The following is a 26,685-nucleotide window of genomic DNA, read 5'->3' as shown; positions in this document are numbered from 1 at the left end:
TTTCCTATCATCTTTTAAAAGTAACGCTGAATCCCTTTCTCTTTACTCTATGAATACAGGTTCATTCCTTTATCACCTCGTTCCTTACGATCCTGATTCACATCAATACTTTGGTAATCAATACTTTTCTGTCGAACGTAAGTTTTCTGAAGATTCAGATTACAGCTTTATGGTGGGCACCTTTCTAAATAGCCAAGCCAATCGCTGTATGCTAATCGGCGTCAGAAAAGACTGGTATCGTGTTAACGACAAATTAGTCATCAAAGGAATGTATTCATACGCTGGAGAGTTCTTCGTTGATGCTTTTGAAAATTGTGGTGACGGAGGGATCTATGAAACCGCAAAAGAAAAAGTAGGGATAGCTTTCGCCCCTTATATTTACCATGCTGCACAATACAATCTAACCGATTATTTTGGTGTTGAAGCTGGTTTTATTCTGCCGGGTATCATTGTGATGAGTATGCAGTGGAGTTTCTAATGTAGAAACGAAACTAAAATAACGCACATAAAAAAACCACGATTCAGTAAATGACATCGTGGTTTTTTATTATGGTGAGAAGAAAAAACGCTTATTCGCTTTCGTTTTCTTCATCTTCTTCTGTTACTTCACCACGTAAATCAAATTGAACGCCTTGTAGGAAGTTACGTAACACTTGATCTTTACAAATACGGTAGTGTTTATGATCGGCTTTACGGAAGAATGCACTCAATTCATGCTTACTTAGACGGAAGTTAACTAACTTCATTAAGTCTAATACTTCATCCGCTTTTAAATTCAAAGCAATCTGTAATTTTTTAAGAATAATGTTGTTCGTTAGTTTTTGCTCTGGCTTTGGTTGCTCGCCTTCACGCTTACCACGTCGATCATTGATGAAACCATTTAGAAACGTTGCTAATTGAACATCTTGACAGCTTTTGTAATCTTTATCTTCGTCTGATTTTAACCAGTTACATACTTCTTCACGAGTTACTTTAAGATCTGCTGCACCAAATAGGGCGATCATTTTTGTATCGTCGAAATCAAAAGTATAGCGAATGCGTCGTAGAACGTCGTTATTAGTCAAGGTAAATCCTAAATGTCTTAATATAAATTAGAGGCAGACTATAACTCGTAATGTAGATAGGTAAAAGATTTATGTCGTTTCTGGATATAAAAAACCCGAGAATAATCTCGGGTTTCATCACAATCACATAAACGTTAACAGTATTATAACTGACGCAGTGCGTTAATACGTTTTTCTAGTGGTGGATGGCTCATTAATAGCTCAGTCAGTGACTTTTTACCATTAATACCAAATGCCATCATAGAGCCTTCAAGTTGAGATTCTTGTCCCATTCGTAGGCGCTCAAGAGCCGCTATCATTTTATCTTTACCGACTAAATTAGCAGCACCTGCATCCGCATAAAACTCACGATGACGGCTGAACCACATCGTTAAGAAACTGGCTAAGAAACCAAACGCAATTTCTAATACCGTTGATACAATAAAGTAAGTCATAAAGCTACCGCCTTCGCCCTCACCTTCTTCATCATTAGAAGTAAACCCACTCACTGCATTGGCGATCATACGAGATAAGAAGATAACGAAGGTATTCACGACACCTTGCATTAATGTCATCGTAATCATATCACCGTTAGCAATATGGCTCACTTCATGCGCTAAAACAGCCTCTGCCTCATCACGAGTCATGTTATGTAATAAACCAGTAGATACAGCGACTAGAGAGTCATCACGTTTTGCACCCGTTGCAAACGCATTCATATCTGGTGAATCGTAAATCGCTACAGTCGGCATACCAATGCCCACTTGTTGCGCTTGGCGAGAAACGGTTTCCATTAACCAATGTTCAGTTTCATTACGTGGTTGTTCAATAACTTCACCACCCACTGAACGTAATGCCATTTTTTTGGACATTAATAAAGAAACTAATGAACCACCAAAACCAAATAATACGGCCATAACCAGTAAGCCAGATAGGCTACCTTGCTGAATCCCCGTGACTGCATAAACAATATTCAATACAATACTGAATACGATCATTACCGCTAAGTTTGTTGCTAAAAACAGCGCAATACGCTTCATTTATTCTTTCTCCGATTAATAATTTAATTCTACTCATTGATTTTGTTTTTTTGAGCAGACACCAAACGCATCTAGCACGTTTAATAGGTATATGCATAAGATAGTGTCATTTCCCACAAATACAAGGGTTTGACGCACTTTGATACACTTTCTTTTATCTATTCACCTTTCTATTCTCTTTCCGTTTCTCTTCACTCAAATAACCGAGAATAAAATCACTTTAGACTTTGGTCGTATTGTCAAAGCAAGTAATTCAACTTACTTTGTGATCAAGAAAAATCATGAGTAATAACATCAAGGATTGAACATGGCAGAACAACAAACTTACCTAATGGCAATTGATATGCTTTGCTGTCACCTAGGATTATCTAAAGAAGAAGCGAAAGCACAACTAGGTATTGAATCCACGAATGATATTGAAAGTAAGATAGCTGACACTCAAGAGGCATTATTGAGCCTATATCAATAACTAAAGCATCACATACAAAAAAGGCAGCTTACTAATTATTAGCAAGCTGCCTTTTACTATTCTATAAACGGTTATTTATAAGTTAACACTTATGCAGTAACAGTTGCTGCTTCTTTCGCTTTCATTTCACCAACAGGCAATACAGTACGACCGTACTCACCGTTAATGACTTGAGCCATAGAGAAGTACATTGCACTGAAACCACAGAATAGACCTACATAACCAGCCATGTGGCCAATTACTACGCTACCTGTGAAATCGCGAGCTGAAAGCAATGCGAACAAAATAGTTAAGCTACCAAATACCACTTGCTTAGCACGTGGATAATTAAATGAACCCAAGAACAAGAAGAATGTTAGAACACCCCACATTGCAAGATACCAACCCATGAAAGCAGGTGATGTTGCTTGGCCTAGGCCCATTTCAGGCATAAGAATTAGACCAACTAACGACAACCAGAAGAAACCGTAAGAAGTAAATGCAGTCGTACCAAACGTGTTACCTTTTTTATACTCCATGATGCCTGCAATTACTTGCGCGATGCCACCGTAAAAAAGACCCATTGATAAGATCGCAGTATTTAAAGGAAAGAAACCAGCGTTATGCAGGTTTAATAACACAGTTGTCATACCAAAAGCCATAAGCCTAATGGTGCTGGATTCGCAAGTTTATTTGACATGCTGGAGCCTCAAAAAAAAGTGTAATGATTAAAAAAGTATTTAGCGTGCGCATTCTATTTACGAGTGACGAACATCACAACTACCAATTATGGAATCTTATATTCCATTTATGCAATTCCCATAAGTAAACCTTCTTTTTACGACTCCGTAACAATAAAATAAATTTCTCCCTCTTCTATTTAGACTCTCTGCACATTTCCGATTACACTAACTATCCTGCTTTATATATAGAGACCCATCATGGAATTGGTGTTTTCCCTTTTACAGCAATTAAGCGTTTATCTTGTTCTTGCTTACCTATTAAGTAAAACGCCTTTATTTCTTCCTATTACGACGATTTCTGGTCGTTGGAGTCACCGCTTCCTTTGCTACATCATTTTTTCTGGCTTCTGCATTTTAGGCACGTATTTTGGACTCGCTATTCAAGATGCCATCGCAAATACCCGTGCGATTGGTGCCGTTATGGGCGGTGTATTAGGTGGGCCTTTAGTTGGTTTTTTAGTTGGACTCACAGGAGGATTACATCGCTATTCTATGGGTGAATTTACCGATTTAGCCTGTGCAATATCAACGACGGCAGAAGGACTATTAGGTGGTTTGTTTCATTTATACTTTCTGAGAAAGAATCAAATAGACCAGTTGTTTAGACCAAGAACGGTCTTAATGATCGCCTTTATCGCTGAATTACTTCAAATGGCGATCATTCTCATCGTTGCAAAGCCATTTGACCAAGCTTATGTACTCGTTTCATCTATCGTTTTACCGATGATTGTTGCTAACTCTATTGGTGCAGCCATGTTCATGAGTATTATCCAAGATAGAAAAGCAATTTACGAAAAATATTCTGCCGCTTTCTCTAATAAAGCACTGAATATTGCACAACGTTCAGTGGGTATTTTAAGCCAAGGCTTTAACCAAGAAAACAGCGAACAAATTGCTAAAATAATTTATGAAGAAACAGGGGTTGGTGCTGTTTCGATTACCGATAAAGAAAAAATATTGGCTTTTATTGGTATCGGTGATGATCACCATTTGCCGGGAACCCCTATTGCCTCAGATTACACACGAAAAGCAATTATACAAAGCAAGGTGATGTACATTGATGGGGATGAGCACCCTTACCAATGCTCAATTAATGACAAATGCAAGTTAGGTTCAGCCTTAGTTATCCCACTCATTGGTGTAAATAATGAGGTAATTGGAACCATTAAACTGTATGAACCGAAACGTAAATTATTTTCCTATATCAACCTTACGTTGGGTGAAGGTATTGCTAAACTGCTCTCAAACCAAATTCTTGCGGGACGATATTTACAACAACAGACCTTATTAACTCAAGCTGAATTACGGTTATTGCAAGCTCAAGTGAACCCCCACTTCCTATTTAATGCATTAAATACCATCAGTGCAGTTATTCGTCGCGACCCAAATAGAGCAAGAGAACTTATTCAGCATTTATCTCAATTTTTCCGCCGAAATTTAAAACAGAACTTTGAGCAAGTCACCTTAAAAGAAGAGTTACATCACGTACAATCTTATCTAGAGATTGAGCTCGCCCGTTTTGCTGACCGATTAACCGTAAATATGGACATTGATGAACGTTTATATTCATTAAAGCTGCCCACTTTTACGTTGCAGCCGCTAGTTGAAAATGCCATCAAGCATGGAACGTCAAATATGTTTGAAGAGGGAGAAATTACAATTAAAGCCTATCTTTCTCATCACCAAGTCATTTTAGAAGTTATCGATAATGCCGGGTTATACATAGAACAAGAAAACAGCGATGGATTAGGAACGAACATTGTTGATAAACGTTTAAAAAATCAATTTGGTGATGCCTTTGGATTAACAATGTCCTGCATTGAAAACCAACAAACCAAAGCCACTATTCATTTGCCAGTAGAGACTATTACTCATGCTTAAAGCCATTGTGATTGACGACGAATTGTTTGCTCGTGAAGAGTTAATTGAACAACTGAATGAAATTGGTCACATTGAGATCATAGCGGAGTGCGGTAATGCCATTGATGGCTTAAAGCAAATTAACCAACATAAACCTGACGTTGTATTTTTGGATATTCAGATGCCTAAGATCACAGGAATGGATCTTATTAGCATGCTTGATCCTGATACGATGCCTAATGTTGTCTTTGTTACCGCTTATGATGAATTTGCAGTAAAAGCCTTTGAGGATAATGCCTTTGATTATCTCTTAAAACCCATCGACCCATGCCGTCTTAAAAAAACAGTCAAACGTTTATTAGCCGCAGAGACAAAACAAGATCTATCCCCTATTGCTCAAACAGAGATTGAATTGATCCCCTGCTCTGGTCATAACCGCATTCTTCTTTTGCCCTCTCATGATATTGAAGTGGCTAGCATTCAAGCATCTGGGGTTGAGTTGCTGACAAAAACAGAAAAAGCATGCACTCAACTGACTCTAAAAGTCCTTGAAGAAAAAACGCCATTGATCCGCTGTCACCGCCAGTTTTTAATTAATCCCCATTTCATTAGAGAGATTAAATTGCATGACAATGGCACAAGTGACACTGTAACGCAAAGTGGTCACGTGGCCCAAGTAAGTCGTCGGCATCTTAAAGAAATTAAAGAACGTCTTGGCATACAATGCTAAATTTATTTTTTATAACGTCATCGTTACACGAACAAAAACCACTTAACATTAAATAACACCACTTAACCTCTTATCTTAACCACTCACCTTTTTTGGGCGTGAACTCTTTACGCCCATCAGTATGATAACCAACATATTAATTTACCTATTATTACATTAGATAACTTTTACAAGGAATGAATTATGGTTTGGTTTCTAACTTGCGTTGCTGCACTGATTGGTGGCGACTTTATTTACGGCGCATTTATTGAAAAAATCTTCGGCATTAAAGAAGACCGAAAAAACCCCGCTTACACAAAAACAGACGGCGTTGATTTTGTACCAATGTCGACACCACGAGTCTATCTGGTTCAACTTCTAAACATTGCAGGTGTCGGTCCAATTTTTGGCCCAATCATGGGTGCCCTTTACGGCCCTGCAGCTATGTTATGGATTGTACTTGGCTGTATTTTTGCCGGTGCAGTACACGATTATTTCTCAGGTATGTTATCTATTCGTAATGGTGGGGCTTCAGTACCAACGATTACCGGAAAATACTTAGGCAATGGCGCAAAACACTTTATGAATGTGTTCGCGATTGTTCTACTTCTTCTTGTTGGTGTTGTCTTTGTATCGGCTCCAGCAAGTATGCTAACAAACCTAATGAATGACCAATTTGATTTAGGTGTCACGATGACATCAATGGTTGTTATCATTTTTGGTTACTATATCTTGGCGACGATCGTGCCGGTAGATAAAATCATCGGTCGCTTCTATCCATTATTTGGCGCTCTATTGATTTTCATGTCTGTTGGTCTAATTTCAGCCATTGCATTATCAAGTGATCACTCCGTTCTTGGTAGCTACGAACCGAGCCAAATGTTCACAAACATGAATCCAAATGATTTACCGCTATGGCCTGCTCTATTCATCACGATTGCTTGTGGTGCAATCTCAGGTTTCCACGCAACGCAATCACCATTAATGGCGCGCTGTATGGAAAATGAAAAAAATGGCCGTTTCGTGTTTTACGGTGCAATGATTGGTGAAGGTATTATCGCGCTTATCTGGTGTGCCATTGCTCTGTCTTTCTTTGATAGCATGGAAACACTTCAAGCGGCTGTCGCAAATGGTGGCCCTGGAAACGTCGTTTATGCCTCTTCATTTGGTCTTTTAGGTACTTTTGGCGGCATCCTCGCTTTCTTAGGTGTTGTTATCCTACCAATCACATCGGGTGACACAGCATTCCGCTCAAGCCGTTTAATCCTTGCTGAATAGTTCAACATGGAACAAAAAACACTTCGTAACCGTCTATTAATGGCGCTTCCACTGTTTGTTCTTGGTGCAGTATTAACACAAGTTGACTTCGGTATTATCTGGCGCTACTTCGGTTTTGCTAACCAAACCACCGCAGTAATGATGTTATGGACAGCCTCAGCTTACCTACTTCGTCACAATAAACTGCATTGGGTAAGTACCGTCCCTGCTATCTTTATGACAAGTGTTTGTATTACGTTTATTTTAAGTAACCATCAACTTGGCTTTGGCTTACCAATGACGCTATCAACCATCACTGGTGTTGTTTCTTCGTTTGTTATTGCAGGCTTGGTGATTGTAAAATCAAAAGGAAAAGGCGAGATTGATTCTGAAGACGAGAGTTTGCAGTCTTAATCAATAAATAAAGCGAGTGTTATAATCGCTTTATTTCGTACATAAAAAACCGAATCACATTCATGATTCGGTTTTTTATTGGTAAGCGTGCGGGGAACTACACCTTGTCTTTTACATTCCAAGGTAAAAGTGAATCGATATCTGGCGATCCAACACATAAACGATCTAGACAATACCTAATATAATCGTAAGGGATTAATCCGTTTGCCTTTGCTGTTTCTACAATGCTGTAAAGCATTGCACTTGAATCTGCACCAGCCGTTGAACCCGAAAATAACCAGTTTTTCCGGCCGATAACAAACGGTTTAACCGCTCGCTCTGCTCGATTGTTATCAATAGATAACAATCCATCATCAATATAACGAACTAATTTATCCCATTGATTTAATGTATAGCTAATCGCCTCACCTAATTTTGTTTTAGGTGATACTCGACTAACTGCGCTATCAAGCCAATCACGGAGCTCTTTAAGTAAATCGCGGGCTTCTGTCTGCCTAGCAACATACTTGGCTTCAGGGGAAGCCTCTTTTAATAACGATTCGATCCGGTATAGCTTTTGGATTTTACTCAATACCCAATCTGCACTCCCTGTTTTCCCTTTTACTTGAACACGTTGAGCCTCAATAAATCGTCGACGTGCGTGTGCCCAACAGCCAACTAAAATCGCTTCAGTTTGTTCATAACCTTGGTAACCATCGGTATGTAAATACCGTTATAACTTTTAAAAAGTTAACTGGATGGTAGCCATGCCTGCTAGATTGATAATCATAAAGTACAATTCCAGGCAAAACACCAGAGCCTGGAGAATCATAGCCAGAGCAGTAGACCCACATATAACATTTTGCTTTTTCAACATCCAACACATTTACCGTTGTTTCATCACAATGCAGAGTGGGTTGTTCAAGCAAAATACGATGTAACTCGTTATTAAGAGGGGTAAATAGTACCGAGCATTTTATTAACCAATCCGCCATCGTTCGCCGTCCAATAATGATACCCCATTGCTGAAATAACGTTTCTTGACGATAAAGTGGAAGACTGTATTGAAATTTAGCCGTAATAATTTGAGCAAGTAAACTTGCGGTCGCAATCCCTTTAGGGATTGGTGACGCTGGCATTGGGGCTTGTTTAATGTCTACTGAAGTATTGTTTTTTTCACAATTTCGGCAAGCATATTTAGGACGAACATGTTGAATAACTTCCACTTTAGCTGGTACAAATTCCAACTTTTCACTGATGTCTTTACCCATCGCATGCATCTCTAGACCGCAACACTTACAAGTTTTATCTTTTATGTCGTGGATAATAACAGTACGCGGTAAGTCTTCAGGTAAGCGTTGGCGTTTTGGCTTTTGACGAGTGTAGGTAATCGTTTGTGTGTCATCATTTTCAATGATGATTTCTTCTTCTGTTTCATTGAATAAATCAAATTGAGTCGAGTCAGATTCACTGCTTTTACCAAAGCGCTGATGTTGAGCCAGCCGAAATTGCTCTAGAAGACGGTTATATTTATTTTCAAGCTGAAGCACAAGTGCTTTCAGCTCGTCAATGGTATCAGGAAGTGGTTTTATTTTATCAGTCATGTAGATGACTATATAACGATAATACAGGTAATCAATCGGTTGCCTCCTATTCTTGACTGAGAATCAACTATTTAAAGGGTTGTTTGATAATGTACCGGTTGATGTCCTAAGATATCAAAACCTTGTAATAGCAGTGTCAGTTGCTGCTCTGATAATGCTAACGTATCGTTATTTATATTTCGTGGCCATTTGAAGCGGTCTTCATCTAATCGCTTGTACCATAAAGCGAATCCTGTTTTATCCCAATACAATATTTTGAGTTATCACGAGGCTTATTGCAAAATATAAATAGAGCATCACTAAACGGTGATAGTTGCATTTCTTGCTCAACAATCACGACAAGGCCATTAATGGCCTTGCGAAAATCGACAAAATCACGATGAAGATAAATGGTGGAAACATCAGTAAATACATTCATGATTGATACCCTTTTAATAAGAGTCCTATCCAGTGAGGTTCAGTATTAGCTGGCAATGTTAATCGCAATTTTCCGATAGAAAGTTGAATATCTGGTAATTGTGGAGTGGCGATGATAGTTGATGTTAACGCTTCTACTTTCAAGAAAGTAGAAGCGTTAATCTTTTGTTTCCATCGTGCTTTACGTGCACTAAATGTCTTTGGCAGAATATTATGGTTACGACAAAATTCAGCGGCACTAAGCTTGCTAGATTGCTGAGATTCAAATAGAGCGTGCCATTGCTCTGGTGTTCTCTTTTTATCTTTTTGCATAATTACGTTCTCGTTAAATGAAAGATCGTAAGATACGCATAATGAATTTTATTTGTTAGGTGTAGTTCCCCGCACGCTTACTTTTATTGGGTGTAATATCTCCAAAAAATGGAAACAAATAAAAACGGCAGTGATACTGCTATCACTGCCGTTTTATCAAAGATAATTAGATTAACTTAATTTATTTCTTTGCCGCGATGCTCGCGTAATCACCTAATAATTTAGACAAAATAGGCAACCAATTCAATGCATCTGTTGGCGGTTTCATCAAAATGGTTTCGACCAATTCACAGTGCTGCTCAAGAGTGACGGCTTCTTCTAAATTAAACAACATCGCATAAGCATGCCATAAAATAAGACGCATCATACGTAAACTATTCTGTTGTGAATTATCCGACTCAGAGAACGCGTGAGTCACCTCACCAAGAGCCACAGCAGCAAGACGAAGCATGGCATCAAGTTGAGCCGTTTGCATTCTGTCTTCATTCACTGTTTCTTCTTGATCAAAGGTAAAAATCTCTTTCATCGTTTCTTCTGGAACCATACGACTAACAACGCGATGACTGAATTCTTCTAAGTCATGTCGTGGCATCGTCACTAGGCATTCAAAAGTATAATCACGTTCCATTTTATAACCTTACTTTTTTAGCTTAGTAATGCCAGCTTTCTTCTGGATTGCATTTTTTAGACGCATACGACGTTCAGCAGATGACTGATCTTGGTTCGCATTAGTCGCATTATTTGTACGACCTTTACGATCTTTAAATCCTGCTTTCGTATTCACTTTTTCAATGTAAGATTCACGGCTTTTTGGTTCATAGCCAGGTTGCTCAACACGGTGAATTCGTTGTTGGATAAGTGTTTCCACTTGAACAACCGTTAACTCTTCTTCACGGCTAACAAAAGAAATCGCATGACCTTTTTTACCAGCACGGCCTGTACGACCAATACGGTGAACGTAATCTTCAGCCAAGAAAGGCATATCGTAGTTAATTACGTGTGGTAAGTCAGCAATATCAAGACCACGAGCAGCAACATCCGTTGCAACCATGACACGAGCTTTGCCTTCTTTAAACTCTTCTAGAGCACGACGACGAGCACTTTGTGCTTTATCACCATGACAAATCACCGCTTTAATACCATCAAGCTTAAGCTCTTTAACGATGTTGTTTGCGGTTTCTTTATAGTTAACAAAAACCAATACTTGTTGCCAGTTTTTACGACCAATTAATTCTGATAGTAATTCAGTTTTACGTTCTTCATCTACCGGATAAACAACGTGTGATATTGTTGTTGCCGTCATGTTTTCACGGTCAACTGAAATACGTTTTGGTTTACGTAAAATATCACTCGCTAACTTATTCATTTGCGCTGAAGACGTCGCAGAGAACAACATAATTTGCGGCGCTGAATTAACTTCCATCATGATATTACGGATTGCGTTAACAAAGCCCATGTCTAACATACGGTCAGCTTCATCGAATACTAAAAATTCAAGGTTAGCGATTGATACATTGCCTTCTTCTATATGTTCTTGAAGACGACCAGGTGTCGCTACTAAGATATCAACACCTGGATCAAGCGCTCGTTCTTGAGAAGACATCTTTTTGCCACCAAATACAGCCGTCACTTTTAATGACGTGTATTTCGTGTAGCTAATAATATTTACTGCAATTTGCTCTGCAAGCTCACGAGTTGGAGCCAGAATTAACGCACGAGCTGAACGACGAGTCGCCGATTTTTTGGTATCTAATAATCGTTGAATTACAGGCAATGCAAACGCAGCAGTTTTACCTGTACCCGTTTGTGCATTAGCCAGAATATCATGACCTTTACGCGCCAAAGGAATAGCTTTCTGCTGAATTGGGGTTAATTTTTGATAACCACATTCAGTTAATGCTTTTACGACTTCAGGTGCAAGACCTTGAGATGAAAATGACATAAAGTGGATTCCTTAAGCGAACAGTCTATCTATTCAGTGATATATAATTTAGCCGCGCATTATAGATGATTTATGGTGAGTTAGCGCACATTTTTTGTTACTCAATCATAAAAAAAAGCAGAAATACCAAAGTACTTCTGCCTTTTTACTCATTTATTTTTAAAACGACCGAATTAGTGAAGTTTTAGGTTTGGACGTAATACTCGATTAATACGACCAACAAGCACGATCAGTGCTGTTTTAAAGACACCATGTAAGGCAACTTGATGCATGCGATAAAGTGAAATATACACAATACGAGCAATACGACCTTCAATCATCATTGAGCCTTTAGTTAGGTTACCCATTAAGCTACCAACCGTTGAGAAGTTGCTTAATGACACTAAAGAACCATGATCTTTATAAACGTATGGTTTCATTTCACGATCAGTCATCTTAGCGACGATATTCTTAAACGCATGGCTTGCCATTTGATGAGCAGATTGAGCACGAGGTGGAACAAAACTACCGTCCGCTTGTTGGCATGATGCCAAGTCACCAATAACAAAAATACAATCATCACGTGTTGTTTGTAATGTTGGTTTAACAACAAGTTGATTGATTCGATTCGTTTCAAGACCTGCGATGTCTTTCATGAAATCAGGCGCTTTAATACCCGCAGCCCATACCATGATTTGTGCAGGAATAACGTCACCATCTTTAGTATGTAAACCTTCTGAATCGGCTTTTGTTACCATCGTTGCCGTACGTACATTCACACCAAGTTTCGTTAATTCACTGTGTGCAGAAGCCGAAATACGAGGAGGAAGAGCAGGAAGAATACGTTCACCCGCTTCCACTAGGCTTACATTCAATTTACTTGAATCTAAATCACCAAATCCGTAAGAACGAAGTTCTTTAACCGCATTATGCAATTCAGCAGAAAGCTCAACACCTGTCGCACCCGCGCCAACGATCGCAATATCTACCGTTTTTTGTGTTGGATGCGAATGTAACTTCAAGAATTGATTATTCATTTCAGTACGGAAACGATTCGCTTGTTCAGGACTGTCTAAGAAAATACAATTATCGCGAACGCCCGGTGTATTAAAATCATTTGATGTTGAACCAATAGCAAGGATCAAGAAATCATAATCAATATGACGAACAGGAACAATAACTTCACCATGCTCATCTTTAATGACAGCTAACTTGATTTGTTTTTTCTCACGGTCAATATCGCACAAGCTGCCCATTTGAAAATCAAATGAATGGTTTTTAGCATGTGCACGGTAACTGATTGCATCAACACCTTCATCCAAAGACCCTGTAGCTACTTCATGCAGTAATGGTTTCCATAAATGGCTCGTTTTACGATCAACCAACGTCACTTCAGCACGGCCTTTGCGACCCAGTGTACGACCAAACTTAGTAGCAAGCTCTAAACCACCAGCTCCACCACCAACAATAACAATCTTAGTCATTGCAATCTTCCTCTAAAAAATAAAAAAGTGTATTAACCCGAATACTCAGATTAAAAAATTGATGCTCTCAACATGTTTTATTACATATAGTAAAAGAGAGTCTTGAGGAAACGGCGTTCACGTCACACTAACTTAGAGCAATTTATGCTTCTTATCGTTCTATTTTTCATTATATCTTTCTATTTCTGATGTTATCAAGCAGATATAGATGTTATGGAGAAGATTTTTTTTGAGGTGTAAAATAAATGACTAAATTGAAAGTTTTTGTAACAGAAATGAGTTTCTTTGGTTTAGATCAAAAAACCCCACGAAATAGTGAGGTTTTGATTATGTTACTAAAATAAGTTTTTGTCTTTAAATCAATGTTTCTTCGTCTTTAAATACTTTCATCGCTTGGAGATGTTGTGAGATTTTTTTAAATTTATGCCCCTCACTTTCATCCCAAATCACTTGGTAGTAAGGTTCAAGTTCTGCCGCCGTTTCAGCATTATCTCTGATTTCATCACTTCTTGATAAAATACATAAGCAATGCTCTTTATTCTTTTGACGGAACTTCTCAATGCACTTAGTTGCAATATCAGCGTATTCTTCAGGTCGATCAATTCGCCCTTCCATGTTCACTTCAGGATGCAAATTAGGATTAAACATCACTTGGCGAATACCACATAAGAAACCAATACGCTCCGCCCAGAACCCACCGAGGCCGACACCGCAAATAATTGGGTTTGGATCACCCGCTTGCTCTATCACTTTAGACACTTCTTTCAATAAGTGCTGCATATCATGTTTAGGATGCAGAGTGCTGTAATTAATAAAACGTACATCTTCATCAATGAATTGAAGCTGCATCACTTTTTCATGATTACCTGGGCTGGTTGAGTCGAAGCCGTGAAGATAAATAATCATGTATTCCCCCTGTTTCTTGAATAAGAACTTTCCATATAGTAAATTTAATCTACCATGAAAAATAAGGTTTTAAAGCCCTTAGCTTGAGCAATAATGAGAACAGTGATCTACCTTAGATTATTAAGTAGTTAATGATAAGTTTTCGAGAATGAAGATTTCGCCTTTACCATATATCCATATGGTATTAAAATGAGTATTTTAACGTCAGTGTCTATATCATAATGAAAGCAGTTAATCCTTTAACAGACAATGAAAAAATAACCCTAAAAGAAGCGATCGCTAATCATCCAAAAAATAGAGTAAGAATACGAGCACATGCGATTATTCTCAGTGATAAAGGCTACTCTATTTTAGCGTTAACTGATATTTTAGACGCTAAATTTGAGACCATATCGTCATGGATAGACCATTGGGAAGCCTGTGGAATGCTCGGATTGTATGACGCTGTTCGTATAGGTAGAAAACCTATTTACACAGAAGCAGAAGTATATCGTTTGAAGTCATTGGTTGATGAAGAGCCACATCAACTTAAACGAGCACAAGCAATACTTGAAGAAGAAACAGGTAAAAAATCCAGCTTAGACACTATTAAACGAAATATAAAAAAAGTGATTACAGTTACAAAAGAGCCCGACACTCATTAAAGTTAAAGCGTGACGATATGAAATTCAATAATTTCAGTAATATATTGAATTCATTGATTGAAATGGAACGTACGAATAAATGTGAACTCTTTTATTTTGATGAGTCAGGCTTTAGTCAGAAATCTAATCTTCCTTATTGTTGGGGACCTATCGGTGTTCAATCGCTAAGGCCTGCTCATCACACAGCAAACGGCTCAATGTTCTTGGCTTCTTAAGTAGACAAGGTAAATTGAGTTTTCAAACAACGGAAGGAAGAGTAACTACCGATACAGTAATTGATGCATTTGAGCACTTTATCAACGCACGAAAAAACGATAAGCCATGCTTTATTATCTTAGATAATGCCTCTTTTCATAGGTCAGCAAAATTTAAACAAAAATTGCATGAGTGGTTGATGAATGATGTATTAGTTTGTTATCTACCACCGTACTCTCCAGAGCTCAATATCATTGAGATATTGTGGAAGAAAGTAAAATATGAATGGTTACCATGTGAAGCGTTCAAAACGTTTGAAGACCTCAGTATTAACATCAAAAACATATTAAATTATTACGGCGAAAAATTCACAATAACTTTTGCGTGACTACTTACTTATTTATTTCTCAATTAAAGGTAAGAATTTCTTTAGCTTGTTCATTTCTCGCTCAGCCAACTCTTGATAACAGTGATCTTTAAGTAATTGATGGCCTAGCGTGAACCATAGCGCCCCCATAAAGCACACCCAAGGTGTCCAATATGTCACCGCTTTTTGCCAAGGTTCGATGTCAACGTTACGCTGCTGACAATAATCAGAAATAACCTCATCAGCATCAAACTGATTAGCAATAATCATCGTTGTTAAATCTTGACTCGGATCGCCGATAGAAGCGTACTCCCAATCAATTAAACCATAGCCTTCTTCCTTTACAATTATATTATAAGCCCCAATATCATAATGACATAAACAGGGAGTAAACAAAGCCTGTTCTTCTTTTGTAGAAAAATAGTCAACGTAAGTTTGCATTTCACTTGTTTTATTTTCTGTTTCTAATGATGACCAGTAATCCAAAATGCGTGATTTCAAACTCATCACATCATTTTTAATATCATCAGTGAAGTCATCTATTATTAGTTGGTGGACGGAGACTAATAGTTCGATCGCAACACCTTGAGCTTTATCAAGGGCAATCACTTCCCCATCAAACCATTCAACTAACAAACCATGTTCATTTGAGTCATGTACTCTTGGGGTAGAAGGGACTGCATGTAACGCTGTTAAAATGTCACGTTCTTTATATCGATCAGCACCAAGTAACTTCGCTTGCTCTGAAACAGGACGCCAAACAAAAGTCCCCTCTTTCGCTTCTACTTTTAAACAGGCATTAGTTAATCCCCCCGTGAGTGGCTCAACATGAATAAGATCTAATTTTAGCGTATTTAAACTCATAGGTATCCTAGCCTCTTTAAAATGGAAACATGGTTTTATTGTTTGAATTTAGAAGTTCAAATAATGCTTTTAAACCCTTTTTAAATTTCTCATCTGAATTAATTGACATTAAAGATAAACGAACATGGTTCAAGTGCGTATCTGTAGCATTAAAATAGCCACCACTACTTACAATTAATCCTCGATTTTTTGCCTCTAAAACAAATTGATCTTGTTGCCAATGCGCCATAAGCGGCAACCAAACATGATAACCATCTGTTTTTAAATAACTATTGCCAAAAACCTCATATACCATCTCTTGTCGGCGTAAAGCTATCTCACGTTGATAGTTTGCTAGTTGATAAGCGACTCCTGTTTCAATCATATCACTCGCAGCAATGTAATTAATTGGAGAAGATAGCCAAATACTGGCTCGAATTTGAGCACCAACATTTGAAATATGTATATCAGGAACCTTAACAAAACCACATCGAATTGCAGGGCTTATTGCTTTAGATAAACTTGTAATATGAAAGCCTTGTTCCGGTAACCAATTACAAATAGCAGGAATAACTTTTTCATTCAAAAAACCATAAATATCATCTTCAATTAGATAAATATTATTCTTAATAATGACGTCTGCAATTTCTTTACGACGAGCTGTGGGCATCGTTATACCAGTTGGATTTTGAAAGCTAGGAATAACGATGACTAATTTAGGTTTATGCTGTTTAATAACTCTAGTTAAATCTGTTGGGGACATCCCTTTGTCATCAAGCGCTACACCCACGATTTGCCTACCAAGCAAACTCGCAATAGCAATAATTCCGGGATAAACCAACGCTTCAATAGCAATGGTATCACCGGGCTTAGTCAATACCTCAATCAATAAAGAAAGAGCATGTTGTGCGCCATTTGTCAGTAAAGTGTTATTGGCATTACCACCAACTAAACCATATTCTTTCGCCCAATTCACACCTGCTAAACGGTGAGTTTCATGCCCTGAGTGCTCCGTATATCCAATGAGATCTGAGGTTAATTGACTAGCTGCTTTCTCTAATGCTTCTTTTAACGGTTGAACATTATGGCTCAAGCAAGGTTGTAATATTGAAAAATTATAGTCTCCGTTGTCTTCAGAAGATTGAATCACTTGATCTAAACGTGACTCACCACATACAAAGGTTCCTCTGCCTACAAATGGTTCAACTCTCTTTTTATCAGCAAGCAATTTATAAGCTTTCGCGATAGTAGCAGGTGTTGTCGATAACTCATTAGCTAGCTCTCTATGAGGAGGCAGTTTAAAGTTTGGGGGATATATACCGTCAATAATTCGTGACTCAATAGTCTCCGCTATTTGCTTAAATTTATTTTCACTCATCTACTCACCGGCACTAAATCCAAATATGACAACATTATGACCTAGTTTATTACTAGCAGATTATGAATGAAATACTTTAATACAATTTAATTGACATATGTCACTAGGTTGTTTTATAGTCAACTCTCAGTTGGTAATTAACATATAGGACATACGGAAAGTGTTCAATTTAAAAAAAGAAAGCAGCCAAGAGCTGCTAAAAATAATAGAAATTCATATTCCTTACGATTCAGCAAGGAAATTAAGCAGCGCATTTTCTCACTTGAGATTAGGAGATGACAAATCATGGCTAAGAACTAGTCATTGGTTCGGAACTACAATAAAGCATTGTTTAATAAAAGAACTTAATTATAAAATTTCTAATTTCAAAGAAAATAAAGATCAACAGGCATTAATTATTAGAGGCTTACCTATTGATCAAAACCTTTGTAAAACACCATATAATGGCTATGTTTCACCAAGTAAATTACCCATCATCAGCGCCATTAACATTGGCATATATCAATTAGCTAAAATTGAACCAACTTCATATCAAAGTGAAAACGATGGACTGCTATTTAGACATGTCGTTCCATCACTAAAAGGGCGAAATGATAAATCCTCACACGGTTCAAAACATACTTTTGGTCATCATGTCGATAATCCTGATCTTCCCCTTACTAATGAAAAAATAACAGATAAAAGTGGCTGTCCAGAGTTCCTATCTCTAATGTCACTACGCTCAGATCTAAAAGTTAAATCTAATTTCATACTCGTTGATGACGTACTTAATCAATTAAGTAACGGAGTTATTGAACAGTTGAGTAAACCTCACTTTGAAATTTCAAGACCGGATTCATTTAAACAATCTGTTAAAACAATTCTCCCACTTATCAGCTTTGATAATGATGGAGTGGCCTACTGCCGTTACGACAAAGAAAATACAACACCACTCACAACAGAAGCTGCAGCCGCTCTTGTTATGTGGGAAGCACAACTCAAAAATACAGAGTTAAATAATGCCATTACTTATCAACCTGGCGATTTCTTAATCATAAAAAATCAACGCTTAATGCATAGCAGAGAAGGATTTTCACCACGAGATGACGGAACAGATCGCTGGTTAATTCGCTTATTCGGCATGAGCTCATTAGAACGAATTATCCCTATTAATGAAGAAAATAAACATATTGCACAAGACTAGGAGCATAGAATGGAAGCACAAAAAGTAGCATTTATTGGATTAGGTGTAATGGGATACCCAATGGCTGGGCACTTACAACACTCAGGACTAGAGACAACTGTTTATAACCGTTCTTTAGATAAAGCCCTTCAATGGTGTACTGAATACCAAGGTTTTTTAGCTTCAAGCCCTGCTGAAGCAGCTAAGAACTGTGACATTGTATTTATTTGCGTAGGAAATGACGATGATGTCCGAAGCGTTGTTTATGGGCCAGAAGGCGTACTGGAAGGAATGAAAGAAAATGCCATTCTTGTTGATCATACAACAGTTTCAGCTGACTTAGCGATAGAGCTTGCGCAACAGTGCAAACAAAAAAAGATCAACTTTATTGATGCTCCTGTTTCTGGGGGGCAAGCTGGTGCAGAAAATGGAACACTTACTATTATGTGCGGCGGAGCAAAAGAAACCTTCGACCAAATTGTTACTACAATAGATTGCTATGCAAAACAAGCAACACTATTAGGAGATAATGGGCAAGGACAACGATGCAAAATGGTTAATCAGATTTGTATCGCTGGTGTATTAAAAGGACTAAGCGAAGCTCTACTTTTAGCAGAAAAATCAAATCTTGATATTGAACAAGTAGTTAACGTACTTAAGCACGGTGCTGCTGGCTCATGGCAAATGGAAAACCGAGCAGTGACTATGGCTGAGCGTAAATTTGATTTCGGCTTTGCTATTGATTGGATGAGAAAAGATCTCTCTATTTGCTTAAATGAAGCTAAGCAACACAATTTATCTCTACCTATGACACAAGAGATTGATAGGTCATACGCGATCTTACAAGATCTCAATCTTGGTCGTATGGATACCTCAATTTTGATTAAAAGTTATGATCAACCTATTACAAATGAATTAGCAATTTAAGGAGGCAATAATGGAATGGATAAGTAATGACATCACACTATGGATTTTAATCGCGTTAATGTTATCTGCATTTGCAGCTGGATTCATTGACAGTGTTGCAGGCGGAGGAGGTTTGATCTTAGTGCCCTCTTTTATTCTTGCTGGACTTCCACCTCAAGTCGCTTTAGGTCAAGAAAAAATAGTCAGTACATTAGGGACTATCGCTGCTATTCGTAATTTTATTCGAAACAAAAAAGTGGTATGGGCAGCAGTAACAACAGGGATCCCCGCAGGATTATTAGGCGCATACATTGGCGCAGAAGCCATCTTGTATTTTGATCCAGATACGATAGGCAAAATAATTATGGGCATGCTACCTATCGGTATTGTTCTATCTTTTATACCTAAAAAAGCCAAAGAAGTTAACCAAAGTGACATTAACCCTAAAATTATTCTTTTTGGTGTCCCTACTGCTGTTTTTGTAATTGGTTTTTATGATGGATTTTTTGGACCAGGAACTGGTAGCTTTCTTATCCTAGCTTTACACTATTTACTTCGCTTTGATCTTGTATCTGCATCTGCTACATCGAAACTGTTTAACTTTGCATCAAACATAGGCGCTTTAATTGCATTTACATTATCTGGCCATGTTCTGTACTTATTAGCAATACCTTTAGTTATCATGAATCTATTAGGAAATCATATAGGAAGCTCATCAGCTCTCAAATATGGACCTAATCTAGTAAAGAGAACATTAACCTTATCACTCACTTTGTTGATGGGTTCCTTAGCTTACAAATTCATTGTCCTTTAAAAACTCAGCCAGGATCTTCCTTTTGATTCTGGCTTCACTTCTTCATTTTTATCTTTACTAAAATACCAAAAAGTACAAATGACCCCCACCATAAGATTTTAGTATTCTTATTTCCTTTTTTGAATTACTATCCGCGCGCAATGAGCCTCTTCTGGATAAGTTCTTACAAAGTTACTTATCTAACGCACTTCTTTTATACCTCTCAAAATAAGCAGTTAATTAAACACTTAAAAGAGATTGGTATTGTTATGGATAAGTACAAATGTCCTCTAACGCTTTATATACTGATCTGTCTGGTTACTACGATTTAATGTGTGCAGACATCGATTATCATGAGCAAAGTAATTATGTACGCCGAATTCATCAGATTTTCGGTAATCAAGGAAGAAACTACCTTGATTTAGCTTGTGGGACAGGACCACACGTTAAACACTTTATTAACTATGGTTATCAAGCAAAAGGCTTAGACATTAATCAACCGATGCTTGATCTTGCAAAGCTGCGTAACCCTGATGCTGAATTTATTTTGCATGACATGAGTAACTTTACTGTTGATAAACCTTTAGACTTAATCACCTGTTTTCTTTATTCAATTCATTACAATGCAAATATTGAAAAGTTAGCAGAATGCATTGAAAGTGTTCATGCGGCATTAAAAACAGATGGCGTATTCTGCTTTAACTCGGTAGCAAGAAATAAGATTGATAATCGCTCATTTGTAAAGCACCCAGCAGAACATGAAGGCAGCCAGTTTACGTTTCAATCAGGTTGGAATTACAGTGGCCAAGGGGATGGGCAGCATTTATTGTTGAAGATCGAGAAAACAACAGATGGCGTAACCGAAATTTGGGATGATAAACACCCAATGGTCGCCGTAGATTTTGAACAACTGCAAGCGCTGTTAGAACCGTACTTTGAGGTTCACTTGTTTGAGCATGATTACGAAAAGATAACGCCTCTTGAGACATCGTCAGGCAATTCCATTGTCGTCTGTATCAAAAAGTAGCAACGCAATAACTATATTTAGAACATAAAAAATCCGCCTATCTAAGGCGGATTTTTATTAAACCTAAATACAGAAATAAAGGCTTATAAGTAGTTTGTATCAACCAGTTCACTGATCTCAACTTTACTAACTTCAGGACGACTGTCCAACCAGTTAGCAACTAATAGTTGTTGTTCAGCCGTTGCTGAGTCATAACGCTCAGTTGAACAAACAAAACCTTCAAATAACTCAAGGCCACCACCACAAAAACATAAATCAATGCTGTTGATGTAATCAATAAATTCATCGACGAATACATCATACTGATCAAAGTCTTTAAACTCAGTCTTACAGCTTAGTTCAAAACCAAGAATCGCAAACTCACCTAAGTAAAGTTTCTTACGAATACGACGATTTTTGTTTTCTAACTTTTTAACTTTCATGGCATTTCTCTCTTTGATTTATCTACCTCTATTTATACTCCTTTCCATCACTTTTCCCAAGCTTTGATTGAAAGAAATCAAGAAATTCAAATACAAAAATGCCAGAGCAGTTACCTACTCTGGCATTCAACGATTAAATAACAAAAAGTGAATTAGCTGTCACTCATAACCGGTGCAGGTTCACCTCTTCGACTTGTTGCTTCATCAACAGAATATTGCTCACCGATAACGTCTATATCTAAGACAAACTTTGGATAATAATCAAAATCAAAAAAACCTTTAATATCGGTAATTTCCTCAATTTTGATATTTGTATTTTGTTTTAAAAGATCGAGTACTTTGGCCATATCGTCATCTGAATTAAAAAACACATAACTTCGTGAACGAGTTTGATTTCTTGAAATCATCGTATGTGTTGTATCGCAGTAATAACATATATCAAATCGATGATATAGTGCCATTACGTTTCTTTTACGGTTAAATTGCGCATAAAGAAACTGCTCAGTTGAAGAAAAACGATGATCAACATACACGGTTTGTTTCTTAGTCATTCCAAATGCAAGTAATAATGATCCACCTGCACCAGCTAATGCCATCGGGCCAATAAAAATAACGGCAAAGACACAGAACGCACAAGCGACATAAGCGACTTTTTGAGCTATAGAATTAATGATTTTTGGTTGATCGAGTTGTTTTGAATAAGAGAATCCTTCGCTAGAAAAAGAATATTCATAGCTGTCATCTAATGCAAATACGAAATAATATATATAATTTATTATTATAAGTATCGGGATAAAGCCATACCCTAACTCGTTTTCAAGAGTCCATACTTCAATATCAAACCCAGTAACAAAAGCGATAAGTAATATACTAAAAGCAACGCAACCTAACCAAAACAACTTACGGTCATAGCGGTTTTTATGTTCAATATTTTTAGCTATCCACTGCATTGAACCTACAGAATGTTCAATTTTTTCTTTATTCTTAAAGCACTCTTGTTCAAACTCTTCAGGTGTAATGTAAAAAGGAAGATACGACATCCTTAATCCTCTAATTTTGTATGATCGATGACAATATCTGCCGATTTATTTAGCGATTGAGTTCCCCATTTATTCAATTTCTCACTATCACTAATCGCGGTATAGACGGCTTTTTGCGTTACAGCATACTGGAATTGATAGCTGTATTGGATCTCTTCTTCACTATTTTGACTTAACATCAAATAATCAATTTGAACGGCAAGATAATTCATCTCACTGCTTATTGGTAAAGTGACTTGATAAACATCACGTTGTTCACTCAGTATTGGTTTTTTATTATCTATTTGAATTTTTTCTAATGTCACTAAATCAACATTAGATAGCCATTCACCACTTTCCAACTCTTCCATGCTTGCATTGCTATTAGTGGTAATGCGCAATGATTGACTTCCCATCCCACGAGGTACCGAAAACCTCACATCAATCGCATGGCATAGTGCAACGGCTGCAGGGTAACTCTGCTCCGATTTAACATACGTCAATTGCGGTTCTTGGTAGATAACAGGTTGTAACTGTATACGTTTTAAATCATTCAATGCCGTATTCAATATATTGGTATTCTCTTCTAAACGTAGAGAAACATCTTTTGATTCACTCCATTTAACCCGCTTAGGGTTCGTTCCCCATGGGAGTAATGCCAACCATTTTTGGTATTCATCTTGTTTGAATTTATCCAATTGATACCCAAATGCGATATAAAAAATAGTGAGTACTAGTAAGGCAGCCATGACTCCAGGGCCAAACATTACTCCAATAGCAAACCTTCCAGAAATAGCACCAATAGCCTGAAAAGCACCAATAGTTGATAATCCGCCTAATGAGTAAACTTTGCCATACTGCATCGTTTTTTCTATGCCATACATATCCTCTAATTTATCGGCTTCCCTTAACAGTTCAGTAACAGATGCTATCGTTCCTAATACAGCGGTCACACCTAACCATCGTGTAAATATTTTAATATCTTTCAATGGTAATTTAGTTAACCAATCATCAACTCCTTCTAACCTTGCTTTCTCTATAGCGCTAACGGTAGACTTTAGTAGTTCTGGGTTTCCTTGAATCTTAGCCCATGCAGTTCCAGTTCTAATACCCGCCCATGCAGATGCTGTATAAGCGATTTTTTGTCCTATTTCAGCATAATTATCTGCCGTGGCTAGGCCATCTTGCCTTATCGTTCTCAAAGAATCATTCAAGCTAATTAGATTAAATACCAAAACAAGGAAACCTAAACCACCGACATCAGCAAAATGATTTTTAGCACTTACCGCAACGCCTTTTAAGCGCTCTTCACTCATACTGTGAATAGCACCTTTAATATCTGATGGCCATTCAAAACGTTGAGGAAAACCAACAACATTAGCCGCTTTAACTTTTTGTAGGCGAGTCATTTCTTTTAACGCCGCTTGCTTTTGTTTTACTGATATCGATTTATTTTCCACTATTGTCGTTGAAGTCTTTATATCGACATCAACCTGAGCCATTCTCTTCTGCCACTTATCGAAATTTTGTGCAAAGCCTTCTGCAACATTGATGCCTATTTTATGCGCTAATTTCTCAGCAAACGTAATTCGATAAAGAGAGGTTGTTCGTGATGCATACCCAGTAGGCATAGCAGGTAAAAGTAAAACAGAGGCTTGCGCGATAGGGCTAACGCCTAATTTAGCTATATATTGAATTAATCCACCAGAAGCAGCGATAAGAACGTGATTCAATTGTTGAATCGTTTCCCCAAGCTTTTTAAAAATTTCCGTTTCACTTACACTTGCGTGCGCCATAAAATCCACAATTTTACTGTACATCATTGTGGTATTACTCAAACCGGCGACTTCGATATAAAACCCATCTTGAATTGTTTGTGGTGTGTCTACATCCTCAATTATCGATTCATGATTTGATTTATTTGCCCCATCATTATCATCATGCTTAGGGAGTAACTCTTCTAATTTCTTAAATAACGTATGACTAAAACCTGCGGTATATAATGGAATAATACTGGTTGGTTTTTCACATTGTGCGGTTAGCCAATCTTTATCTTCTACGGAGGCTAAAAATGTAAATGCTTCTATAAAATGCAAATTGGCGTCTTGGAGTTCTGTCTGGGTTTCTTCTCCCCACAGATCACATTGTCGTTCGATCATAAAAGGAGTGAATGCGTTAAGAAAATGTTTAAAATCTTTTTTAGCCTCAAAAGCCTCTTTTTCTAACTCATCCCTTTCTTTTTGAAGTTCATCCATTTCTGTTAGCATCGCCTCCCAATCAAGCTGTTTACGCCATTTACTTTGAGCTAACCAGTTTTCGTATTTATTTAAATGACTCGCAGGAATGCTGTATTTTGATTGGATGGATTTAGCTATTTCTGACTGTTCGCCCTTATAAACGCGAGCGATTGCATCACTTGATGGACTTTGTGATTTATAGGCGTTACTTGTTTTCTCTCCTGCATCATAGAAACGAGACATATCAAGGTAAAATTCAAGCTCCTTATTGTTTCTTGTGACTGAAGGTGGAAATTTAATATCATCCATAGACCCGAACAATGTCATTTGCATTGCCGTCTGCATTAATGTCCATTGATTAGAGAAATTTTCATCAAAGAAACGATATGGTGTGGCAGCCCCAACAAACTGCGTAGCAAGATCACGACAATCAACCAAGTGGTCATTAACGGCAACAACGTAAGCCACCTCTTCTTCTGGTATCTCTGGAATGAAATCAGACACAAAAGCGACTGGCTTTATTTCAGAGTGCCCATGCTCACCATCTTGCGAATCAGAAGTGCCAACATAACTCGCAGAAAAACGACCATCATCAACCGCCGATTCTTCGATATCAGCAACTTTAGACAACAATTCAATGTCTCCCACATGCGCAGGACAACCGTCTCGGCTTAATACCACCGTTTGCATATAACTTGAGTAGCGACCAATATTTTCAAGTACGTCTTGAAACATGATCCAACTCCAACGGTGCTTAGAATAGAGTAATGACAGCACACTGTTGTTGGGATAGCTTAAAAAGCCCGTAGACGCTTGCTTTTGACCTCTTTCTTTGTTGCTTGGGTCTTCACTATCACTTAATTTAAAATGAGTGAATTGAGTCCCTTCGACTTGATATTCATCAATGGTTTTTTGTTCATAGTTATAAACGTATAACCAACCATCCCTTAACTGACGAAGTGTGTATTGATTAGAGGTTAATCGCCTTGCCGCCAAACCATTGCCATTCCATCCTTCAGGCAAACCAAATGGAGTAATCGACCCATCGCTATTACGTTGTTGATCTATGGCATAACGAACCGGTACAAAATGAGCATCAGCATTTGATGCCTCCTCTTTAGAGGTGAAATCAACCACTTCAGGTTCATTAGAAACGACGTCTGTTTTATTCGTTTCTCCTGTCCAATACATGCTTTTTTCATTAGGTAAGCCATTCGTATCATCAGCGGGTGCTGTCGACATGGTTTTCAAAGAGAGTAAATTACCATCCTTATCGAAAGCTTGAGCGGCCTCTTCATAAGAGAATTCTTCAGTGTTCCAGCACATAGAATTTTTAGGTTGAAATGGGTAATTGTGACTCATGGACAGATCCTTTGATAACCAAACATCTACATAAGCAAAAATAAAGCCACAATTAAATCACTTAAAATCAACACTTTACATAATGCGTAATTTTCAAAAAGACAACAACTTGTGATTTTAACCAACTTATTGTTTTTATTTCTCATACAAAAATGCCAGAGCAGTTACCCGCTCTGGCATTTATTACAAACTC

General features: G+C 37.7%; 20 protein-coding genes and 5 pseudogenes. 10 read left to right on the top strand and 15 right to left on the bottom strand.

Annotated features, from left to right (window positions below; translation table 11 throughout):
• The first annotated feature begins 49 nt into the window (after nt 1-49).
• The gene (locus tag VSAL_RS07130; RefSeq protein ID WP_231850897.1) at nt 50-478 is read left to right on the top strand and encodes a hypothetical protein; all 429 of its coding nucleotides are present in this window, start codon (nt 50-52) and stop codon (nt 476-478) included.
• A 91-nt stretch (nt 479-569) separates the two neighbouring features.
• Here VSAL_RS07130 and VSAL_RS07125 read toward each other — a convergent pair whose 3' ends face one another.
• Together VSAL_RS07125 and htpX are read right to left on the bottom strand one after the other, a co-directional pair.
• Nucleotides 570-1,064, bottom strand: coding sequence for a YehS family protein (locus VSAL_RS07125; protein ID WP_012550029.1), 495 nt, complete (start codon nt 1,062-1,064; stop codon nt 570-572).
• Nucleotides 1,065-1,207: 143 nt separating this feature from the next.
• On the bottom strand, nt 1,208-2,083 hold the full coding sequence (gene htpX / locus VSAL_RS07120) for a protease HtpX (protein ID WP_012550028.1): 876 nt from the start codon (nt 2,081-2,083) through the stop codon (nt 1,208-1,210).
• 307 nt (nt 2,084-2,390) lie between these two features.
• Between htpX and VSAL_RS22730 the strand changes: the two genes are divergently transcribed.
• On the top strand, nt 2,391-2,552 hold the full coding sequence (locus VSAL_RS22730; protein WP_012550027.1) for a hypothetical protein: 162 nt from the start codon (nt 2,391-2,393) through the stop codon (nt 2,550-2,552).
• An 89-nt stretch (nt 2,553-2,641) separates the two neighbouring features.
• Here the strand turns inward: VSAL_RS22730 and VSAL_RS07115 are convergent.
• Nucleotides 2,642-3,231 (bottom strand): annotated as a pseudogene (locus tag VSAL_RS07115) (acetate uptake transporter).
• 241 nt (nt 3,232-3,472) lie between these two features.
• Between VSAL_RS07115 and VSAL_RS07110 the strand changes: the two are divergent.
• The 3 genes and pseudogenes from VSAL_RS07110 to VSAL_RS07100 all read left to right on the top strand — a co-directional run bounded on the left by VSAL_RS07110 (nt 3,473) and on the right by VSAL_RS07100 (nt 7,514).
• Nucleotides 3,473-5,155, top strand: coding sequence for a sensor histidine kinase (locus tag VSAL_RS07110; protein ID WP_012550025.1), 1,683 nt, complete (start codon nt 3,473-3,475; stop codon nt 5,153-5,155).
• Nucleotides 5,148-5,864: a two-component system response regulator BtsR gene (gene btsR / locus VSAL_RS07105; protein WP_012550024.1), complete on the top strand. Its 717-nt coding sequence runs from the start codon at nt 5,148-5,150 to the stop codon at nt 5,862-5,864. Before VSAL_RS07110 ends, btsR begins: the two co-directional genes overlap by 8 nt.
• Before the next feature lie 183 nt (nt 5,865-6,047).
• A pseudogene (locus tag VSAL_RS07100) lies at nt 6,048-7,514 on the top strand (carbon starvation CstA family protein).
• 97 nt (nt 7,515-7,611) lie between these two features.
• Here the strand turns inward: VSAL_RS07100 and VSAL_RS07095 are convergent.
• The 7 genes and pseudogenes from VSAL_RS07095 to ycfP all read right to left on the bottom strand — a co-directional run bounded on the left by VSAL_RS07095 (nt 7,612) and on the right by ycfP (nt 14,137).
• Nucleotides 7,612-9,097, bottom strand: a pseudogene (locus VSAL_RS07095) (IS66-like element ISVsa2 family transposase).
• A gap of 71 nt (nt 9,098-9,168) precedes the next feature.
• A pseudogene (gene tnpB / locus VSAL_RS23805) lies at nt 9,169-9,515 on the bottom strand (IS66 family insertion sequence element accessory protein TnpB).
• Entirely contained in the window at nt 9,512-9,826 is a 315-nt protein-coding gene (tnpA, locus tag VSAL_RS07085) for an IS66 family insertion sequence element accessory protein TnpA (protein WP_012548925.1), read from the bottom strand. The pseudogene tnpB and the gene tnpA overlap by 4 nt, the downstream one beginning before the upstream one ends.
• A 181-nt stretch (nt 9,827-10,007) precedes the next feature.
• Complete coding sequence (locus VSAL_RS07080; RefSeq protein WP_012550023.1) at nt 10,008-10,454, bottom strand: hypothetical protein; 447 nt, start codon at nt 10,452-10,454, stop codon at nt 10,008-10,010.
• Between the two features lie 9 nt (nt 10,455-10,463).
• The gene (locus VSAL_RS07075; protein ID WP_012550022.1) at nt 10,464-11,768 is read right to left on the bottom strand and encodes a DEAD/DEAH box helicase; all 1,305 of its coding nucleotides are present in this window, start codon (nt 11,766-11,768) and stop codon (nt 10,464-10,466) included.
• Nucleotides 11,769-11,941: 173 nt separating this feature from the next.
• Nucleotides 11,942-13,231, bottom strand: a complete 1,290-nt coding sequence (locus VSAL_RS07070; protein WP_012550021.1) for an NAD(P)/FAD-dependent oxidoreductase — start codon at nt 13,229-13,231, stop codon at nt 11,942-11,944.
• 354 nt (nt 13,232-13,585) lie between these two features.
• Nucleotides 13,586-14,137 carry an alpha/beta hydrolase YcfP gene (gene ycfP, locus VSAL_RS07065; RefSeq protein ID WP_012550020.1) on the bottom strand — a complete coding sequence of 184 codons (552 nt, stop codon included), beginning with the start codon at nt 14,135-14,137 and terminating at the stop codon, nt 13,586-13,588.
• Nucleotides 14,138-14,358: 221 nt separating this feature from the next.
• Here ycfP and VSAL_RS22715 point away from each other — a divergent pair.
• Nucleotides 14,359-15,364 (top strand): annotated as a pseudogene (locus tag VSAL_RS22715) (IS630-like element ISVsa8 family transposase).
• A 12-nt stretch (nt 15,365-15,376) separates the two neighbouring features.
• Here VSAL_RS22715 and VSAL_RS07050 read toward each other — a convergent pair.
• Nucleotides 15,377-16,207 carry a phosphotransferase gene (locus tag VSAL_RS07050; protein ID WP_012550018.1) on the bottom strand — a complete coding sequence of 277 codons (831 nt, stop codon included), beginning with the start codon at nt 16,205-16,207 and terminating at the stop codon, nt 15,377-15,379.
• Nucleotides 16,208-16,223: 16 nt separating this feature from the next.
• On the bottom strand, nt 16,224-17,564 hold the full coding sequence (locus VSAL_RS07045; RefSeq protein ID WP_012550017.1) for an aminotransferase-like domain-containing protein: 1,341 nt from the start codon (nt 17,562-17,564) through the stop codon (nt 16,224-16,226).
• A 160-nt stretch (nt 17,565-17,724) separates the two neighbouring features.
• Here VSAL_RS07045 and VSAL_RS07040 point away from each other — a divergent pair, with 160 nt between their 5' ends.
• From VSAL_RS07040 to VSAL_RS07025, 4 genes are all read left to right on the top strand, one after another.
• Nucleotides 17,725-18,747 (top strand): TauD/TfdA family dioxygenase, encoded by a 1,023-nt coding sequence (locus tag VSAL_RS07040; RefSeq protein WP_012550016.1) that lies wholly within the window; start codon nt 17,725-17,727, stop codon nt 18,745-18,747.
• Between the two features lie 9 nt (nt 18,748-18,756).
• On the top strand, nt 18,757-19,653 hold the full coding sequence (locus VSAL_RS07035; protein WP_012550015.1) for an NAD(P)-dependent oxidoreductase: 897 nt from the start codon (nt 18,757-18,759) through the stop codon (nt 19,651-19,653).
• Between the two features lie 10 nt (nt 19,654-19,663).
• A complete protein-coding gene (locus tag VSAL_RS07030; protein WP_012550014.1) occupies nt 19,664-20,446 on the top strand; it encodes a sulfite exporter TauE/SafE family protein in 783 nt (260 codons plus the stop codon).
• A 262-nt stretch (nt 20,447-20,708) separates the two neighbouring features.
• Nucleotides 20,709-21,452 (top strand): class I SAM-dependent DNA methyltransferase, encoded by a 744-nt coding sequence (locus tag VSAL_RS07025; RefSeq protein WP_012550013.1) that lies wholly within the window; start codon nt 20,709-20,711, stop codon nt 21,450-21,452.
• Nucleotides 21,453-21,535: 83 nt separating this feature from the next.
• Here the strand turns inward: VSAL_RS07025 and VSAL_RS07020 are convergent, their stop codons facing one another.
• From VSAL_RS07020 to VSAL_RS07010, 3 genes are all read right to left on the bottom strand, one after another.
• The gene (locus VSAL_RS07020) at nt 21,536-21,874 is read right to left on the bottom strand and encodes a YggL 50S ribosome-binding family protein (RefSeq protein ID WP_012550012.1); all 339 of its coding nucleotides are present in this window, start codon (nt 21,872-21,874) and stop codon (nt 21,536-21,538) included.
• Nucleotides 21,875-22,026: 152 nt separating this feature from the next.
• A complete protein-coding gene (locus VSAL_RS07015) occupies nt 22,027-22,914 on the bottom strand; it encodes a hypothetical protein (RefSeq protein ID WP_012550011.1) in 888 nt (295 codons plus the stop codon).
• A gap of 2 nt (nt 22,915-22,916) precedes the next feature.
• Nucleotides 22,917-26,492, bottom strand: coding sequence for a T6SS effector BTH_I2691 family protein (locus VSAL_RS07010; protein WP_012550010.1), 3,576 nt, complete (start codon nt 26,490-26,492; stop codon nt 22,917-22,919).
• Between the last annotated feature and the right edge of the window lie 193 nt (nt 26,493-26,685).

Origin of the sequence: Aliivibrio salmonicida LFI1238, from assembly GCF_000196495.1 — a bacterium.
In the GTDB taxonomy this organism is placed as follows: domain Bacteria; phylum Pseudomonadota; class Gammaproteobacteria; order Enterobacterales; family Vibrionaceae; genus Aliivibrio; species Aliivibrio salmonicida.
Note: the sequence above shows the minus strand (reverse complement) of the source record. Positions and strands in the feature narration are given on the sequence as shown.

Bases quoted from the DNA above. Each gene is read 5' to 3' on its own strand.
- VSAL_RS07130 (WP_231850897.1), top strand. From the start codon at position 50: ATGAATACAGGTTCATTCCTTTATCACCTCGTTCCTTACGATCCTGAT.
- htpX (WP_012550028.1), bottom strand. From the start codon at position 2,083: ATGAAGCGTATTGCGCTGTTTTTAGCAACAAACTTAGCGGTAATGATC.
- VSAL_RS22730 (WP_012550027.1), top strand. From the start codon at position 2,391: ATGGCAGAACAACAAACTTACCTAATGGCAATTGATATGCTTTGCTGT.
- VSAL_RS07110 (WP_012550025.1), top strand. From the start codon at position 3,473: ATGGAATTGGTGTTTTCCCTTTTACAGCAATTAAGCGTTTATCTTGTT.
- btsR (WP_012550024.1), top strand. From the start codon at position 5,148: ATGCTTAAAGCCATTGTGATTGACGACGAATTGTTTGCTCGTGAAGAG.
- tnpA (WP_012548925.1), bottom strand. From the start codon at position 9,826: ATGCAAAAAGATAAAAAGAGAACACCAGAGCAATGGCACGCTCTATTT.
- VSAL_RS07080 (WP_012550023.1), bottom strand. From the start codon at position 10,454: ATGGAACGTGATTATACTTTTGAATGCCTAGTGACGATGCCACGACAT.
- VSAL_RS07075 (WP_012550022.1), bottom strand. From the start codon at position 11,768: ATGTCATTTTCATCTCAAGGTCTTGCACCTGAAGTCGTAAAAGCATTA.
- VSAL_RS07070 (WP_012550021.1), bottom strand. From the start codon at position 13,231: ATGACTAAGATTGTTATTGTTGGTGGTGGAGCTGGTGGTTTAGAGCTT.
- ycfP (WP_012550020.1), bottom strand. From the start codon at position 14,137: ATGATTATTTATCTTCACGGCTTCGACTCAACCAGCCCAGGTAATCAT.
- VSAL_RS07050 (WP_012550018.1), bottom strand. From the start codon at position 16,207: ATGAGTTTAAATACGCTAAAATTAGATCTTATTCATGTTGAGCCACTC.
- VSAL_RS07045 (WP_012550017.1), bottom strand. From the start codon at position 17,564: ATGAGTGAAAATAAATTTAAGCAAATAGCGGAGACTATTGAGTCACGA.
- VSAL_RS07035 (WP_012550015.1), top strand. From the start codon at position 18,757: ATGGAAGCACAAAAAGTAGCATTTATTGGATTAGGTGTAATGGGATAC.
- VSAL_RS07030 (WP_012550014.1), top strand. From the start codon at position 19,664: ATGGAATGGATAAGTAATGACATCACACTATGGATTTTAATCGCGTTA.
- VSAL_RS07025 (WP_012550013.1), top strand. From the start codon at position 20,709: ATGTCCTCTAACGCTTTATATACTGATCTGTCTGGTTACTACGATTTA.
- VSAL_RS07020 (WP_012550012.1), bottom strand. From the start codon at position 21,874: ATGAAAGTTAAAAAGTTAGAAAACAAAAATCGTCGTATTCGTAAGAAA.
- VSAL_RS07015 (WP_012550011.1), bottom strand. From the start codon at position 22,914: ATGTCGTATCTTCCTTTTTACATTACACCTGAAGAGTTTGAACAAGAG.
- VSAL_RS07010 (WP_012550010.1), bottom strand. From the start codon at position 26,492: ATGAGTCACAATTACCCATTTCAACCTAAAAATTCTATGTGCTGGAAC.